The organism is Pseudomonas sp. MF08831 (assembly GCF_059862645.1).
This window is the reverse complement of record NZ_JCBCUX010000001.1, coordinates 288,704-303,642: the sequence shown is the minus strand read 5'-3', so window position 1 is coordinate 303,642 and position 14,939 is coordinate 288,704. Positions and strand designations below refer to the sequence as shown.

General features: G+C 58.1%; 18 protein-coding genes. 2 read left to right on the top strand and 16 right to left on the bottom strand.

Annotation, left to right across the window (positions count from 1 at the left end):
* Positions 1–16: 16 nt before the first annotated feature.
* The 12 genes from tolA to AC19YS_RS01385 form a co-directional block, all read right to left on the bottom strand.
* Entirely contained in the window at positions 17–1,090 is a 1,074-nt protein-coding gene (gene tolA, locus AC19YS_RS01440; RefSeq protein WP_106578387.1) for a cell envelope integrity protein TolA, read from the bottom strand.
* Positions 1,090–1,542: a protein TolR gene (gene tolR, locus AC19YS_RS01435; protein WP_161630238.1), complete on the bottom strand. Its 453-nt coding sequence runs from the start codon at positions 1,540–1,542 to the stop codon at positions 1,090–1,092. The genes tolA and tolR overlap by 1 nt, the downstream gene beginning before the upstream one ends.
* Before the next feature lie 23 nt (positions 1,543–1,565).
* Positions 1,566–2,261, bottom strand: a complete 696-nt coding sequence (gene tolQ, locus AC19YS_RS01430) for a protein TolQ (protein ID WP_003209819.1) — start codon at positions 2,259–2,261, stop codon at positions 1,566–1,568.
* 1 nt (position 2,262) lies between these two features.
* Positions 2,263–2,718: a tol-pal system-associated acyl-CoA thioesterase gene (gene ybgC, locus AC19YS_RS01425; RefSeq protein WP_071484353.1), complete on the bottom strand. Its 456-nt coding sequence runs from the start codon at positions 2,716–2,718 to the stop codon at positions 2,263–2,265.
* A 140-nt stretch (positions 2,719–2,858) separates the two neighbouring features.
* On the bottom strand, positions 2,859–3,917 hold the full coding sequence (gene ruvB, locus AC19YS_RS01420; RefSeq protein WP_003193867.1) for a Holliday junction branch migration DNA helicase RuvB: 1,059 nt from the start codon (positions 3,915–3,917) through the stop codon (positions 2,859–2,861).
* Positions 3,918–4,529, bottom strand: a complete 612-nt coding sequence (gene ruvA, locus AC19YS_RS01415) for a Holliday junction branch migration protein RuvA (protein ID WP_025854761.1) — start codon at positions 4,527–4,529, stop codon at positions 3,918–3,920.
* 67 nt (positions 4,530–4,596) lie between these two features.
* Positions 4,597–5,121 (bottom strand): crossover junction endodeoxyribonuclease RuvC, encoded by a 525-nt coding sequence (gene ruvC, locus AC19YS_RS01410; RefSeq protein WP_016975450.1) that lies wholly within the window; start codon positions 5,119–5,121, stop codon positions 4,597–4,599.
* A gap of 142 nt (positions 5,122–5,263) precedes the next feature.
* Entirely contained in the window at positions 5,264–6,010 is a 747-nt protein-coding gene (locus AC19YS_RS01405; RefSeq protein WP_017139810.1) for a YebC/PmpR family DNA-binding transcriptional regulator, read from the bottom strand.
* 150 nt (positions 6,011–6,160) lie between these two features.
* Entirely contained in the window at positions 6,161–7,936 is a 1,776-nt protein-coding gene (gene aspS / locus AC19YS_RS01400) for an aspartate--tRNA ligase (RefSeq protein WP_200623862.1), read from the bottom strand.
* Between the two features lie 107 nt (positions 7,937–8,043).
* A complete protein-coding gene (locus tag AC19YS_RS01395; RefSeq protein WP_017139808.1) occupies positions 8,044–8,265 on the bottom strand; it encodes an FmdB family zinc ribbon protein in 222 nt (73 codons plus the stop codon).
* Between the two features lie 168 nt (positions 8,266–8,433).
* Positions 8,434–8,775 carry a ribbon-helix-helix domain-containing protein gene (locus AC19YS_RS01390; protein ID WP_119736966.1) on the bottom strand — a complete coding sequence of 114 codons (342 nt, stop codon included), beginning with the start codon at positions 8,773–8,775 and terminating at the stop codon, positions 8,434–8,436.
* 193 nt (positions 8,776–8,968) lie between these two features.
* Entirely contained in the window at positions 8,969–9,442 is a 474-nt protein-coding gene (locus tag AC19YS_RS01385) for a Dps family protein (protein WP_003193874.1), read from the bottom strand.
* Between the two features lie 455 nt (positions 9,443–9,897).
* Here AC19YS_RS01385 and AC19YS_RS01380 point away from each other — a divergent pair, with 455 nt between their 5' ends.
* Positions 9,898–10,500: a cold-shock protein gene (locus tag AC19YS_RS01380; protein WP_106578384.1), complete on the top strand. Its 603-nt coding sequence runs from the start codon at positions 9,898–9,900 to the stop codon at positions 10,498–10,500.
* A gap of 66 nt (positions 10,501–10,566) precedes the next feature.
* Here the strand turns inward: AC19YS_RS01380 and AC19YS_RS01375 are convergent, their stop codons facing one another.
* Complete coding sequence (locus AC19YS_RS01375; protein ID WP_017847119.1) at positions 10,567–10,773, bottom strand: SlyX family protein; 207 nt, start codon at positions 10,771–10,773, stop codon at positions 10,567–10,569.
* Positions 10,774–10,776: 3 nt separating this feature from the next.
* Complete coding sequence (locus AC19YS_RS01370) at positions 10,777–11,202, bottom strand: HIT domain-containing protein (protein WP_500600711.1); 426 nt, start codon at positions 11,200–11,202, stop codon at positions 10,777–10,779.
* 742 nt (positions 11,203–11,944) lie between these two features.
* On the opposite strand from AC19YS_RS01370, the gene AC19YS_RS01365 reads away from it, so the two are divergent.
* Positions 11,945–13,216 carry an OprD family porin gene (locus AC19YS_RS01365; protein ID WP_106578382.1) on the top strand — a complete coding sequence of 424 codons (1,272 nt, stop codon included), beginning with the start codon at positions 11,945–11,947 and terminating at the stop codon, positions 13,214–13,216.
* Between the two features lie 189 nt (positions 13,217–13,405).
* On the opposite strand, the gene AC19YS_RS01360 is transcribed toward AC19YS_RS01365, so the two are convergent.
* Positions 13,406–14,248 carry a mechanosensitive ion channel family protein gene (locus AC19YS_RS01360; RefSeq protein ID WP_106578381.1) on the bottom strand — a complete coding sequence of 281 codons (843 nt, stop codon included), beginning with the start codon at positions 14,246–14,248 and terminating at the stop codon, positions 13,406–13,408.
* Positions 14,249–14,384: 136 nt separating this feature from the next.
* On the bottom strand, positions 14,385–14,870 hold the full coding sequence (locus AC19YS_RS01355) for a YajQ family cyclic di-GMP-binding protein (RefSeq protein WP_003193880.1): 486 nt from the start codon (positions 14,868–14,870) through the stop codon (positions 14,385–14,387).
* Positions 14,871–14,939 lie beyond the last annotated feature (69 nt).

Genomic DNA, 14,939 nt, shown 5'->3' with positions numbered 1-14,939 from the left:
CCTCGAAGAAGGTTTCTCACAAGGCTAGATCCTCAGGTGTGAATGTCATCTTGAATGAACGATAGGGAGCGAAGTCGCTTGGTTTCATTCCCTGCATCTCGGTCAACCGGCCAATATTCTTGACCGCGGCAACCGCCGAACTGTCGAACGAACCGTCACCACTGGACTTGGCCACGCTGACCGAAGTCACCGTACCGTCCGGCAACATGCCGATCTGCAGCACTACTGTCATGCCTTTGCGTGCCGAAGGTGGACGTGTCCAGCCTTCCGCTGCCCGTGCCCGAATCAGGTCGTCGAAACTGCCCGCGACTTCATCACCACGTTCATCGGCCAAGGCTTGCTGACGCTGCGGCGTGTCGGAAAGTAAATCTGCCAAGGCCTGGGCCTTTTTCTCTTCGGCGGATTTACGTGCTGCTTCCTGGGCCTTTTTCTTGCTGGCGTCGGCGGCAGCTTTCTTCTTCGCGTCGTCGGCGACTTTCTTCTTCGCCTCGTCTGCTTCAGCTTTTTTCTTGGCGTCTTCGGCGGCTTTCTTCTTCGCGTCTTCGACTATCTTTTTCTTGGCGTCTTCAGCGGCCTTTTTCTTGGCCTCTTCTTCGGCAGCTTTTTTGGCTTCTTCTTCAGACTTCTTCTTAGCTATATCAGCCAATTGTTTCTCTTCGGCTTTTTTGGCTTCGGCAGCTTTATCGGCTTTTTTGGCTTCATCAGCCTTTTTCGCCTCGTCAGCTTTCTTGGCTTCGTCAGCCTTTTTCGATTCCTCGGCCTTTTGAGCCGCCTCTTCTTTCTTTTGTTCCGCAGCAGCCTTCACCGCTTCCTGCTCGACCTTCTTCTGTTCCATCTGTTCGACTTCAGTCTGGCGCGCAGCCGACTTCTGGGCCTCACCCGCAATCTTCTGATTGGTCTGGGTGGTGGCCTGACTTTTCGATTTCAGCTGATACAGGGTCGCCTGCACGATCGGCTTGGCTGGCGGCAAGTCCGGGGTCATGGCAAAGCTGACGAACAGCATGCCAAACACCAGGACGTGCAGGGCAATTGCCCAGACGCTAGGCCAGAAGTAGCTTTCCGAGGCGGACGGCTCTCGCTGTTGCTGCATCAGGGCGCCTCGGTAATCAAGCCAACGTTACCCACGCCGGCCTTCTGCAGCCCACCCATGGCGCCCATGACGGAACCATAGTCGACCACTTTGTCGCCGCGAATGAACACCTGGGTGTGCTTGCCGCCTTCGTTGCCGGACCGGATGATCTTGGTCACGGCATCGGTCATCTGCGGCAAGGTCATGGCCTTGTCCTGCTGTTTCTGGGTGTCGACTTCGCTGCCAAGGTTCCAGTAATAGGTCTTGTCAGCCTTGATCGAAATGGTCAGGACCTGAGTGTTGTTGTCTTGCGGCAAGGCTTCGCTGGAAACCTTGGGCAGATCAACCTTCACGCCCTGATTGAGCATCGGCGCGGTCACCATGAAGATGACCAGCAGCACCAACATCACGTCGATGTAAGGCACTACGTTCATCTCGGCGACCGGCTTGCGCTTTTTGCGAGCTCGAGCGATTAAAGCCATTGGGAATTACCTGCTTATTCTTCGCTGGTGTGCACTTTACGGTGCAGGATCGCCTGGAATTCGTCGGCGAAGGTGTAGTAACGGCTGATCAAGGTTTCGCCGCGCGCGGCAAAACGGTTGTAGGCAATTACTGCGGGGATAGCAGCGAACAAGCCGATCGCGGTAGCGATCAGGGCTTCGGCGATACCCGGGGCCACGGTGGCCAGGGTCGCTTGCTGGGCCTGAGCCAGGCCACGGAAGGAGTTCATGATGCCCCACACCGTACCGAACAGGCCGATATACGGGCTCACGGAACCGACGGTGGCGAGAAACGGCAGGCTTTGCTCCAGCTTCTCTTCTTCGCGGGAAATCGCGACGCGCATGGCACGGGCCACGCCTTCCATGACTGCTTCCGGGTCAACGCCCGGTTGCTGACGCAGGCGGGAGAACTCCTTGAAGCCGGCGCGGAAGATCTGCTCGACGCCCGAATCCGGGTCCGGGTTGCTGCCGGCCTGGCGGTACAGCTTGGACAGGTCGATACCCGACCAGAAGCGCTCTTCGAAGCTCTCCAGGGCACGTCGACCGGCACGCAGCAAATTGCTGCGCTGAAAAATCATGACCCAAGAGGTAACCGATGCGGCTACCAGGACCAGCATCACCAGTTGAACCACGACACTGGCATTGCTGACCAGGCTCCACATGGAGGAATGGTCGACGACGGTAGGTTCCACGCTAAATCTCCTGCTTTGATTGTTTACCCGCGCCGCTTACGCCGGCAAAGGCCGCACGTAGAGCTTCGGGAATGGCCCGGGGTTTCAAACTATTGGTGCGCACACAGGCCACCAGGAACTGCCCCTCACAGAGCAGCGTTGCATCCGTTGCCCGCCTGACTTGCTGTTTAAAGCGCAGGCTGACACGGTTCAATTCGATTACTTCAGCGCTGACCAGCAACTCGTCGTCCAATCGCGCCGGTGCGTGATAACGCGCCTCGCTGGAATGCACGACGAATAACAGGTCCTCCCCTGCCAGCTGGGATTGGGCAAAGCCCAGCTCCCGTAGCCGCTCGGTTCGAGCCCGCTCCATGAACTTGAGGTAGTTGACGTAATAAACGATGCCGCCGGCATCGGTGTCCTCGTAATAAACGCGACAGCGATGTGCGAACGACTGATCCCCGTTTTGCGCGCGCATACTCTAGTGCTTACTCCTCAGGTTGCCAATCCGGCTGGGCAACTGTTTTTTCCATTCTCTGAAACATTTGCAGCAACTGAATGACGCTACCAGCCACTAGGACAGCACAAACCTCAGATAAATCGACTGACGTGAGCTTTTTAATCGTCCACTGCATCCAGGAATTCGTCTACTACAGGCATCTCGCCCAATCGTGACGGAATGTTTAACCCGAAGTGCAGATAAGCATGGCGCGTCACCACCCGCCCCCTTGGCGTGCGCATGATGTACCCCTGCTGGATCAGGTACGGTTCCAGCACATCCTCAATGGTATGACGCTCCTCGCTGATCGCCGCCGCCAGGCTGTCCACACCCACCGGGCCGCCGTCGAACTTCTCGATCATGGTCAAGAGTAGACGTCGATCCTGGTGGTCGAAGCCATGTTCGTCCACATCCAGCAGGTTCAACGCCAAATCGGCCACGGCCTTGGTGATATGACCCTTGGCGCGCACTTCAGCAAAATCGCGCACACGTCGCAATAAACGGTTGGCAATCCGCGGCGTGCCCCGCGCTCGACGGGCGATTTCAAAGGCGCCTTCCGGGTCGAGCGGCAAGCCAAGAATACTCGCCGAACGACTGACAATCGTCGCCAGGTCTGCGGTGCTATAGAACTCTAGACGTTGAACAATGCCGAAACGGTCTCGCAGCGGGTTGGTCAGCATGCCCGCGCGGGTGGTCGCGCCCACCAAGGTGAACGGCGGCAGGTCGAGCTTGATCGAGCGGGCCGCCGGGCCTTCGCCGATCATGATGTCGAGCTGGAAGTCTTCCATGGCCGGGTACAGCACTTCTTCGACGATGGGCGACAACCGGTGAATCTCGTCGATAAACAGCACATCGTGCGGTTCAAGATTGGTCAGCAGGGCCGCCAGATCACCCGGACGCTCCAGCACCGGGCCGGAGGTGGACTTGATCGACACGCCCATTTCCTGGGCGATGATGTTCGCCAGCGTGGTTTTACCCAGCCCCGGCGGGCCGAAGATCAAGGTGTGGTCCAGGGACTCGCTGCGCCCGCGCGCGGCCTGGATGAACAACTCCATCTGCTCGCGCACGGTGGGCTGGCCGATGTATTCGGCCAGGCTGAGCGGGCGGATGGCCCGGTCCTGGACTTCTTCACGGTCGCGCGGGCCAGTGGCCGCGATCAGACGATCAGCTTCAATCACTTAAATCATTCCCTTCAGGGCTCGGCGGATCATGTCTTCGCTGCTCAGGTTCTTGTCCTTGATAGCCGATACGGCCTTGCTCGCTTCCTGAGGCTTGTAGCCCAGGGAGATCAACGCGCTGACCGCATCGCTCTCGGCGCTGGCGACCTGGCCTGCCGGCATGTCCGGCTGGTTCGGCACCAGGGCAAACATGCTCGGCACCACTTCCCAGGCCTTGAAGCGGTCCTTGAGTTCTACCAGCAGGCGCTCGGCGGTTTTCTTGCCGACACCCGGCACCTTGGTCAACGCCGAAGTGTCCTGGGCCGACACCGCGCGCACCAGCTCATCGACTTCCAGGCTCGACATCAATGCCAGCGCGAGCTTTGGCCCTACACCATTCAGGCGAATCAACTCGCGGAAAAAGTCGCGGTCGCGCTTGCCAATGAAACCGTAGAGCAGTTGCGCGTCTTCCCGTACCACCAGATGGGTGTGCAGGGTCAGCGGCTCGCCGACCGACGGTAGGCGGTACAGGGTGGTCATGGGCACTTCCAGCTCATACCCCAACCCATTCACATCCAGAATCAGGTGCGGCGGCTGTTTCTCAGCCAGGGTGCCGCGCAAGCGTCCAATCACGGTTCAGATCCTTAAAGCTTGGGGTCAGATCGAGGCCTGACCGGAAATAACGATTGCGCTGATGCTATCAGAGACGCAGCCGGCCGCCACGACTGCGTGCCGTGCCCAGGCCGTGCGGCAGCAAGCTTGAGCGCGTGTGCGCATGGCAAATGGCAATGGCCAGGGCGTCGGAGGCGTCGATTTGCGGTTTTGAGGTGAGCTTGAGCATGTGCATGACCATCATCTGCACCTGCTCCTTATTCGCCGCACCGGTGCCGACCACAGCCTGTTTGACCTGGGTCGCTGTGTACTCGGCGATTTCCATGCCCTCCTCCGCGCCGGCAACAATCGCGGCGCCACGGGCCTGGCCAAGCTTGAGCGCGGAGTCGGCGTTTTTGGCCATGAACACCTTTTCGATGCCCATGGTCACCGGGCCGTAGGTCTGGATCACTTCACGCACGCCGCGGTAGACAATCTGCAGGCGCTCGGCCAACTCGCCCGCGCCGGTGCGGATGCAGCCCGAGGCGACGTAGACGCAGCCGCGCGGGGTCTGTTGCACCACGCCAAAACCGGTGATGCGCGAACCGGGGTCGATACCTAGGATTAAAGTCATAACGCCTGCAGTTTTGTGGATACAGATAGACCCAATGTGGGAGCGGGCTTGCTCGCGAAAGCGGCCATTCAGTTAATGCATCAAGTGACTGACACACCGCATTCGCGAGCAAGCCCGCTCCCACAGGGGATCCTCATTGTTCTCAGGTGAGCTGCTCGGCCACAGACTCCGGGATGTCGGCGTTCGAGTACACGTTCTGCACGTCATCCAGGTCTTCAAGCATATCCAGCATCTTCAGCACTTTCTGCGCGCCGTCCAGGTCCAGTTCGGCGCTGGTGGTCGGCAGCATCACGATTTCCGCGTCAGTGCCTTTGAAACCTGCCGCTTCCAGCGCGTTGCGCACCGCATAGAAGCCGGCAAACGAGGTGAACACGTCGATAGAACCATCTTCGTTGGTCACCACGTCGTCGGCGTCAGCCTCCATCGCAGCTTCCATCAGCGCGTCTTCATCCGTACCCGGCGCAAAGGTGATCTGCCCCTTGCGCTCGAACAGGTAGGCCACCGAACCGTCGGTGCCCAGGTTGCCGCCGCATTTGCTGAACGCATGGCGCACGGCTGCCGCAGTACGGTTGCGGTTGTCGGTCATGCACTCGACCATCACCGCCACGCCGCCCGGGCCGTAGCCTTCGTAGCTCAGTTCGACCATGTCGTCGGTGTCGGCGGCGCCGGCACCACGGGCCACGGCGCGGTCGATGATGTCGCGGCTCATGTTCGCGCCCAGAGCCTTGTCCAGCGCCAGGCGCAGACGCGGGTTGGAGCCCGGGTCACCACCGCCTTGGCGGGCAGCGACGGTCAGCTCGCGAATCCACTTGGTGAAGATCTTGCCTTTCTTGGCATCCTGACGCTCTTTGCGGTGCTTGATGTTCGCCCACTTGGAATGGCCAGCCATAACACAACTCCGAAATTCTCTAGAAACCTTATCAATCCCGCCCCAGGCAGGATTTTCCTCTTGAAAGCACAACCCTTGTAACGCAAAGGCGCATCCGAAGATGCGCCTTTTTAGACTGCGTAAACCTCAGTGCGCTTTCACGCAGCAGCCTTACTCAGCCTTTGGCGTCTCGCGCAGACGGATGTGCAACTCGCGCAGCGCCTTGGCATCCACCACGCCCGGAGCCTGGGTCATTACGTCCGCAGCACTCTGGGTTTTCGGGAAGGCGATCACTTCACGGATCGACTGGGCGCCGGTCATCAGCATCACCAGACGGTCCAGACCGAATGCCAGGCCACCGTGCGGCGGCGCGCCGTACTTCAGGGCATCGAGCAGGAAGCCGAATTTCTCTTCCTGTTCGGCTTCGTTGATGCCCAACAGGCGGAACACCGCTTGTTGCATTTCTTTGCGGTGGATACGGATCGAACCGCCACCCAGCTCGGTGCCGTTCAAGACCATGTCGTAGGCACGCGACAGCGCGCCTGCCGGGTTGGCTTCCAACTCTTCAGGCGAGCACTTCGGCGCAGTGAACGGGTGGTGCAAGGCGCTGAAGCTGCCGTCGTCGTTCTCTTCGAACATCGGGAAGTCGACGACCCACATCGGTGCCCACTTGCAGGTCAGCAGGTCCAGGTCGTGGCCCAGCTTGATCCGCAGCGCGCCCAGGGCTTCGCTGACGATCTTGGCTTTGTCGGCGCCGAAGAACACGATGTCGCCGTCGACCGCACCAACGCGATCGAGGATCGCGTTCAGGTTGTCCAGCGGAATGTTCTTCACGATCGGCGATTGCAGACCGTCAACGCCATTGGCGCGCTCGTTGACTTTGATGTACGCCAGGCCCTTGGCACCGTAGATGCCGACGAACTTGGTGTAGTCGTCGATCTGCTTGCGCGGCATGCTCGCGCCGCCAGGCACGCGCAGGGCGGCGATGCGGCATTTAGGGTCGTTGGCCGGGCCGCTGAACACCTTGAAGTCGACTTCCTTGAGCTGGTCGGCCACGTCCACCAGTTCCAGCGGGATTCGCAGGTCTGGCTTGTCGGAACCGTAGCGGCGCATGGCCTCTTCGAAGGTCATGTGCGGGAAATCGCCGAATTCCAGATCCAGCACTTCCTTGAACAGGTTGCGGATCATTTGTTCGGTCAGGCCCATGATCTCTTTTTCATCGAGGAAGCTGGTCTCGATGTCGATCTGGGTGAATTCCGGCTGGCGGTCGGCGCGCAGGTCTTCGTCGCGAAAGCACTTGGCGATCTGGTAGTAACGGTCGAAGCCAGCCACCATCAGCAGTTGCTTGAACAGTTGCGGCGATTGCGGCAAGGCGAAGAAGGAACCGGCGTGGGTACGGCTCGGCACCAGGTAGTCACGCGCGCCTTCCGGAGTGGCCCGGGTGAGGATCGGCGTTTCGACGTCGAGGAAGCCGTTTTCGTCGAGGAAGCGGCGGATGCTGGTGGTCATGCGCGAACGCAGGCGCAGCTTCTCGGCCATTTCCGGACGACGCAGGTCCAGGAAGCGATAGCGCAGGCGAGTTTCTTCGCCGACGTCGGAGTATTCGTTGAGCGGGAACGGCGGGGTTTCCGACTCGTTCAGCACTTCGAGCTCGTAGCCCAGCACTTCAATCGCGCCGGACGCCATGTTCGCGTTCACGGCACCGGCCGGACGCAGGCGAACCTTACCGGTAATTTTCACAACATATTCGCTGCGCACGCGGTCGGCGGCGGCGAAGCTTTCAGCGCGGTCCGGATCGAACACCACCTGGGCCAGACCATCACGATCACGGATATCGAGGAAGATCACCCCGCCGTGGTCACGGCGACGGTGAACCCATCCGCACAGGGTGATTTCCTGACCATCCAGGGTCTCGTTCAGTTGGCCGCAATAGTGGCTGCGCATCATGATAGTGGTTTCACTTCTCGTAATTCGAATTTCGGTGGAGGCTCGCCTCGTCACCGTACAGTTAAGCAGGGGACGGATAATGCAGGAGCCTGCGCGTAGAGTTCAACTCAGTCTGCTTTGTCGCCGCCCGCCAGATTCTTCTTGGCGCCGGTCTTGAAGTCGGTCTCGTACCAGCCACCGCCGCTCAGGCGAAAGCCCGGCATGGACAACATCTTCTTCAGCTCAGGTGCCTGGCAGGCAGGGCAATCGACCAGCGGCGCTGCGCTGATTTTCTGAATGGCTTCCAACTGATGACCACAGGAAGCACATTGATAATCGTACATGGGCATGGAGATGTCTCGGCGATCAGATCATTACTGCGCTGCACCCGCCCTGTGGGTAAAGACCCGGCACGCGCAGCAAAGCGCGGGATTATATCTGGTAAATCGAAGCAGCGCAGCCGGCTTTCTGCCCCAGGCCTTGCCCGCCAGGTAGCGGGCCGGCCCGGTGCCACCTGACTAGTCAGGGTGGTGCGACGCCGTATTGCCTTTTAATACGTGAACCACGCACACCACCCTGACCAAGCCACTGAAGTTCTTCACTCCTCCGTAACGCAAATGCACTTCCCGATCGACATAAGACAGCAATGCGCTGACTGAGCAGGCATTGAGCCTGGCTATCTCCGTGAGGATATTCCAATAGATCTGCTCAAGCCGCAGGCACGTGGAAAACCCGTTGAGCCTGACCGACCGGGACAACGGCTTGGCCAGTCCCATATCGAAGCCTTTAGCGAAAGGATCGACTTTTATCTTATGAAAACCGCAGGTTTCCATCACTCCACTACCCACTCCGCGTGACATACACCTGACACTCCATTGCCAAACAGCAGCCCATGGGTTTCTCCCATCGGACAGTGGCCCTATAAAACAGCAGGACGTGACAGGCAGCCAGAAGACGCGGAGTCGATAGTCGTAGGACAACGCCAGGAAGCGCAGAGAAACAAGCGAGCGGCGCCAGGACGGCACCGCTCGGTTTGCTTTTGGGGCTGGAGCGTTACTGGTTTTCGAGCAGGGAACGCAGCATCCACGCCGTTTTTTCGTGGACTTGCATACGCTGGGTCAGCAGATCGGCGGTCGGCTCATCGCTGACCTTATCGAGCAACGGGAAGATACCGCGCGCCGTGCGGGTCACGGCTTCCTGGCCCGCCACCAATTGCTTGATCATCTCTTCTGCGCTGGGCACACCCTCTTCTTCCTTGATCGAAGACAGACGGGCGTAGATCGAATAGGCACCCGGCGCCGGGAAACCCAGGGCACGGATACGCTCGGCAATGGAGTCCACTGCCAACGCCAGTTCGTTGTACTGCTCTTCAAACATCAAGTGCAGCGTACGAAACATGGGGCCCGTGACGTTCCAATGGAAGTTGTGGGTCTTCAAATACAGTACATAGGTATCGGACAGCAGCCGTGAAAGCCCATCGACGATGGATTTACGATCTTCTTCACTGATACCAATATCGATTGCCATGTTTTTCCCCTTCAATTGACGAGCATTCATTGATCAGGTGCAGGACCACTCTAGCAAGAGTGCAGGCGGTGTGCAGCCCGACACACGCAACTGGCGTGCGGCAAATCGCCCCGCTGCATGACAGGCTTGCAACACCCAGCGGTCCCCGCTCAATCGGCGGCGCGCAGGCCTCAGCCTTGAGTAGGAAAACGCCCGAAATGCCGCCGAAAAAGTCCGCACCTGTCTAGGACAAGTGTTTGAAGCAGAAATGCCATCGCGCCTGCAACACCCCGAAATGCTTGATTTGAGTAGGCACAGCCTTTGCTGTTAAATAGACGGCGTGTGGTTGCCGTTAATTTGCGCGGCGCACCACATAGGCTGATACCCGTGCACGTGCCCAACGCCTCCCATTGTTCAGAAGCGAACCGTGCCCGTCAGCTCTTCCTTGTGATCCTTCTTAACGTGAGTTAATCAAAATGTTGAAAATCGTCCACCTGCTAACGGGCGTTGCAGCGTTGCTGCTGTCCTTTATACCGAGCTTGCAACAGGGAAGCCCTCCCTACCTGGAACAACACGACGCTCTGTACCTGGCCTTGTTCGGCCTTCTTAACCTGACGCTGGCACCGGTGATCCCGTACTGGAACAAAGGCACACGTCATCAACTGCAAAACCTGGTCAGCGCGCTGCTGGTACTGACCGTTGTCGTTCAAACCCTCACCCTCCTGGCACCTATGCCTGAAGTCGGCGGCCACCCGGCTATCCTGCTCAGCCTGGTGATTGCTGTGGTCGCTATCGTTCTTCACCTGGCCATCAGCTTCTACCGTTCGTCCCCAGCGGCAGCCACGCAAAACTACGACATGACCAACCGGGATACCGGTACCGTGAAGTGGTTCAACACCTCCAAGGGCTTCGGCTTTATTTCCCGCGATTCGGGCGACGATATCTTCGTCCACTTCCGGGCCATCCGTGGCGAAGGTCACCGCGTTCTGGTCGAAGGCCAGCGCGTGGAGTTCTCCGTCATGAACCGTGACAAAGGCCTGCAAGCCGAAGACGTGATCGCGGCATTGCCGCGTCGCTGATACTTTCTCGGCGCAAAAAAAACCGCGATCCAGCCTGGCTGGGTCGCGGTTTTTTTATGGCGCACCTTAATAGTGTGGCGGCGGCGCTTCTTCTTCGGATGATTCGAACTGGCCACCCATTTCTTCCTGACGCTTGAGCAGCGCCGTCATCTGCAGCTGCAGGCGCTCTACCGCCCGCTGCTGGGTGACCAGAATGTCATTGAGGGTCTCGATGGTGTCGTCCTGAAAGGCCAGGCGGCTTTCCAGGTCGGTGACGCGGTCTTGCAGATCCATAATTCAGTCCTGGCTAAAGATGAAGCCGGCAGGCAATAAAGCGCGCAGTCGGGTGCGTATCGCCGTTACTTGCTCTTCGGTGTACGGTCGGGCCGGATGTTTGCCCCACACCGGTGCAGGCCAGGCGGCGTCATCACGCTTGCGCACGATCACATGCACGTGCAACTGGCTGACAACGTTACCCAGCGCACCAAGGTTCATCTTGTCGGCTGCCAACCCTTCGTTCAACAACGCCGCCAGGGCCGTGGTTTCCTGCCACAAGGTGCGCTGATCGGCGACATCCAGCTGAAACACTTCACTGATACCGTCAATGCGCGGCACCAGGATGAACCATGGGTAATTCGAGTCATTGGACAGCAGCAGGCGGCAGAGCGGGAAGTCCCCAATAGCCAGTGTGTCTTGTTGCAGGCGTTGGTCTAAGGCGAACACGCGGGCACTCCGTTTGGCAGGTCAATTTCAGGTGCCCAGCATACCTTTGAATGCGCAACGCTTCACGGCGAATGCGGAAAGCCTGGATGCATGCGGATAAAAAACTTGCACCCTTTAGAGGCAGGCGAATATTTGAGCTACGCTAAATCGGGCCTCGACGGGATGCACCAAAATGACCCACCTGTGCTTCAAAGGGATCCGCCGATTACCCACTCATGGGGGTCAACCGGTAACGTTTTTCTCTGGAACAGGATTTAGGTACCCCTTCACAGGTGTAACACCTGGACGTCAAGCCCAAACCAAACGGCGTAAAAAGCCCGTGCTTATGCGGTTTTTACACTCCCGTAACGTTTTTCACGAAAAAATGACATTCGGTTACCGCTTTGTGCACGCTTGTTGCATTCACCCCACTATCGTCGGCAACGACACCCGTTTGGAAGCAGGTGTTTCGCGATAAAAAAACAAGCGATTCAGTGCGTATCACGGAAGATTTCAAACTTCGAAAGCGGTCTGAAAACAGCACTTAAGTTGTCAGCCTGGTGACAATCGGGCTGTGAATTTGCGACATGGAAATAGCAATTTACGACAGCCTCGTAAAGAAGCTGAAAGGATAGATGGGTAAGTATCGTCAATAGGGTCCGCGTGATATAACTTTGCGCCGACACAAAAAAGAAAGAGCCGCCCAGATAAAAATACAGGTGGGACGGCAGTACTCTTCCTAAAACCAAAGGAGCAAATCACGATGCGCGTGATGAAGTGGAGCATGATCGCCCTGGCTGTTTCAGCAGGCACCTCGCAGTTCGCAATGGCGTCCGCCCAGGACGATTCCAAGGGCTTTGTTGAAGACAGTACTTTCAGCATCAACACTCGCTTGCTGAACTTCAGCCGCGACTTCCGTAACAACGACACCGGCAAAAGCCGTGTAGACGAAACCGGCCTGGGCTTCAACGGCCTGTTCCAGTCGGGCTACACCCAAGGCACCATCGGCGTCGGTGTTGATGTCATCGGCCTGCTGGGCGTGAAACTCGACAGCGGCAAGGGTCGTTCGGGCACTGGCCTGTTCCCTACCGGTGCAGACGGCCGCGCGCAAGACGACTACTCCAAAGGCGGCGGCGCTGTTAAGTTCCGCATCTCCGACACCGTGCTCAAAGTCGGCGACCAGTACACCACCGCGCCGGTATTCGCTTCCGATGACAGCCGCTTGCTGCCAGAGCTGCCGCAAGGTATCTCGATCACCAGCAACGAGATCAAGGGCCTGAAACTTGAAGGTGGTCACTTCACCTCGAGCGTGGCACAAGCACAGACTTACCGTGACAGCCTGGGCCTGACCAAAACCGACTTCATCGGCGGTGTCTACGCCCTGACTCCAGAAGTCAGCGCCAGCCTCTACTACGCGAAGACTGAAGACTACTGGAAGAAAACCTACGCCAACCTGAACTGGACTCACGCGCTGAGCAACGAACAGTCCCTGGCCGTTGACTTCAACATCTACAGCACCAAGAGCGACGGCGCCGGCCTGCAACGCGCAGAAAAAGACGGCACCACCAAACTGGACAACCGTGCCTACAGCTTGCAAGGCGCGTACACCATCCAGGCTCACACGTTCACCCTGGCCTACCAGAAAGTCAGCGGTGACGGTGACTACGGCTACGGCGTAGACGGCGGCGGCACGATTTTCCTGGCCAACTCCATCGCCCGTTCCGACTTCAACGCAGAAGACGAAAAATCGTTCCAGGCTCGTTATGACCTGAACATGGCCACCTTCGGCGTGCCAGGCCTGAGCTTCATGACTCGCTACGTTAAAGGTACCGGCGCTAATACCGCAGAGACCTCCAACGGCAAAGAGTGGGAACGTGACATCGAAGCCAAGTACGTGATTCAGAGCGGTCCAGCAAAAGACCTGAGCCTGCGCGTGCGTCAAGCGACCTATCGTTCGTCTGATGGCGTGTACTACGGTTCGGCGTCTATCGACGAACTGCGTCTGATCGCGCAATACCCGTTGAACATCTTGTAATTGCCAGTTTGATTACAACGATGGCTTAAGGCCTCGGCCTTAAATAAAAAGCCGCTCCCCTGTTTGCAAGGGAGCGGCTTTTTTATTGCAGTTTTATTTCGCTGAAAAAATAACTAGCAAGCTAACTAACGAGGTTAACGGCGCGCATCGAACCTGACCATTCGGCCAAGTTCGATACACTGCGCTTAGTTATTTCGCAGCCGGTTCCTGCATCACGCGGATAACGCGCTGTGGAAACGGAATATCAATGCCCGCGCCTTTCAAGCGATCACGCGACAGTTCATTAAGCATGAACACCACGTCCCAGTAATCGGAAGTCTTGGTCCAGCAACGCAAAGACACCGTGATCGAACTGTCGCCCAACGTCGACACCACCGCCACCGCTGCTGGGTCTGTCAGCACGCGCGGGTCTTTCGCCAGTTCCAGCAGCACTTCACGGGCTTTCTGCAAGTCGGCTTCGTAGTCGACACCCACGTCGAACACTACCTTGCGGGTAGGCTGACGGTTGGTGTTGGTGATGATGCCGTTGGACAGGATGCCGTTAGGCACGATCACGGTTTTGTTGTCGCCGGTACGCAGCACGGTGTGGAAGATCTGAATACTGTCGACCGTCCCGGACGTGCCTTGAGCCTCGATCCAGTCGCCGATGCGGAACGGGCGGAACAGCAGAATCAGCACGCCGCCGGCGAAGTTGGCCAGGCTGCCTTGCAACGCCAGGCCGATAGCCAGGGTAGCCGCACCGATGGCGGCGACGAACGAGGTGGTTGCCACGCCGATCATCGAGGCCACGCTGACAATCAGCATCACTTTCAATGCGATGTTGGCAAGGCTGGTGATGAAGTGCTGCAGCGCCAGGTCCGCATTGCGAATGGCCAGCAAGCGCCCTACGCGGTGGGTAAATACGTTGATCAGCCACCAGCCGATGGCCAGGGTTATCACTGCCAGCAACACTCGGCTGCCGTATTCCATAATCATCGGGATCCAGGACTGCGAGGTCTTGATCAGGTGATCCACTTCAGCGTTCAAATCCATCTATCTTCTCCTGTTGCGCGGATGTGCGGCTTGATTGACTGCCATAAAACGCAAATGAGCCCCGTGGGGCTCAAGTGTAGGCACAGACTCTGGGGCGTGGGACGTCAAAAACACCCGCAGGTTCCGCAAAGTGCCATCAGTCGCGGAAGTTATTGAACTGCAGCGGCATGTCGAAAGTCTTGGCGCGCAGGGCCGCGATTGCCTCTTGCAGATCGTCACGCTTCTTGCCGGTCACGCGAACCTGTTCACCCTGGATGGCGGCCTGGACTTTCAGCTTGGCATCCTTGATATGCGCGACGATCTTCTTCGCCAGCTCTTTGTCGATGCCTTCCTTGAGCACGGCTTCCTGCTTCATCAGCTTGCCGGAGGCGTAGGCGTCCTTGACTTCAAGGCACTGCACGTCGATCTTGCGCTTGACCAGGGCCAGCTTGAGAATCTCGATCATCGCTTCCAGCTGGAAATCGGCTTCAGCGGTCAGGTTGACGGTCAGTTCCTTTTCCTTGAACTCGAAGCTGCCCTTGCCTTTCAAGTCATAGCGGCGGTCCAATTCCTTGACGGCGTTCTCGACGGCGTTGGTGACTTCGTGTTTGTCCAGTTCGGATACCACGTCGAACGAAGGCATGTCATTTCTCCAATATAAGGGGCGGGCTCAGTAGAGATGGAGCGCGCCCAAGCTAAAATGCCGAGGCAT

What these genes read in the sequence shown, in the direction of transcription:
- AC19YS_RS01380 (WP_106578384.1), top strand. Translation starts at nt 9,898, where the DNA reads ATGTTGAAAATCGTCCACCTGCTAACGGGCGTTGCAGCGTTGCTGCTG.
- ybgC (WP_071484353.1), bottom strand. Translation starts at nt 2,718, where the DNA reads ATGCGCGCGCAAAACGGGGATCAGTCGTTCGCACATCGCTGTCGCGTT.
- ruvC (WP_016975450.1), bottom strand. Translation starts at nt 5,121, where the DNA reads ATGACTTTAATCCTAGGTATCGACCCCGGTTCGCGCATCACCGGTTTT.
- AC19YS_RS01390 (WP_119736966.1), bottom strand. Translation starts at nt 8,775, where the DNA reads ATGTCACGCGGAGTGGGTAGTGGAGTGATGGAAACCTGCGGTTTTCAT.
- tolA (WP_106578387.1), bottom strand. Translation starts at nt 1,090, where the DNA reads ATGCAGCAACAGCGAGAGCCGTCCGCCTCGGAAAGCTACTTCTGGCCT.
- AC19YS_RS01365 (WP_106578382.1), top strand. Translation starts at nt 11,945, where the DNA reads ATGCGCGTGATGAAGTGGAGCATGATCGCCCTGGCTGTTTCAGCAGGC.
- AC19YS_RS01385 (WP_003193874.1), bottom strand. Translation starts at nt 9,442, where the DNA reads ATGGCAATCGATATTGGTATCAGTGAAGAAGATCGTAAATCCATCGTC.
- AC19YS_RS01355 (WP_003193880.1), bottom strand. Translation starts at nt 14,870, where the DNA reads ATGCCTTCGTTCGACGTGGTATCCGAACTGGACAAACACGAAGTCACC.
- AC19YS_RS01375 (WP_017847119.1), bottom strand. Translation starts at nt 10,773, where the DNA reads ATGGATCTGCAAGACCGCGTCACCGACCTGGAAAGCCGCCTGGCCTTT.
- AC19YS_RS01405 (WP_017139810.1), bottom strand. Translation starts at nt 6,010, where the DNA reads ATGGCTGGCCATTCCAAGTGGGCGAACATCAAGCACCGCAAAGAGCGT.
- AC19YS_RS01360 (WP_106578381.1), bottom strand. Translation starts at nt 14,248, where the DNA reads ATGGATTTGAACGCTGAAGTGGATCACCTGATCAAGACCTCGCAGTCC.
- aspS (WP_200623862.1), bottom strand. Translation starts at nt 7,936, where the DNA reads ATGATGCGCAGCCACTATTGCGGCCAACTGAACGAGACCCTGGATGGT.
- AC19YS_RS01395 (WP_017139808.1), bottom strand. Translation starts at nt 8,265, where the DNA reads ATGCCCATGTACGATTATCAATGTGCTTCCTGTGGTCATCAGTTGGAA.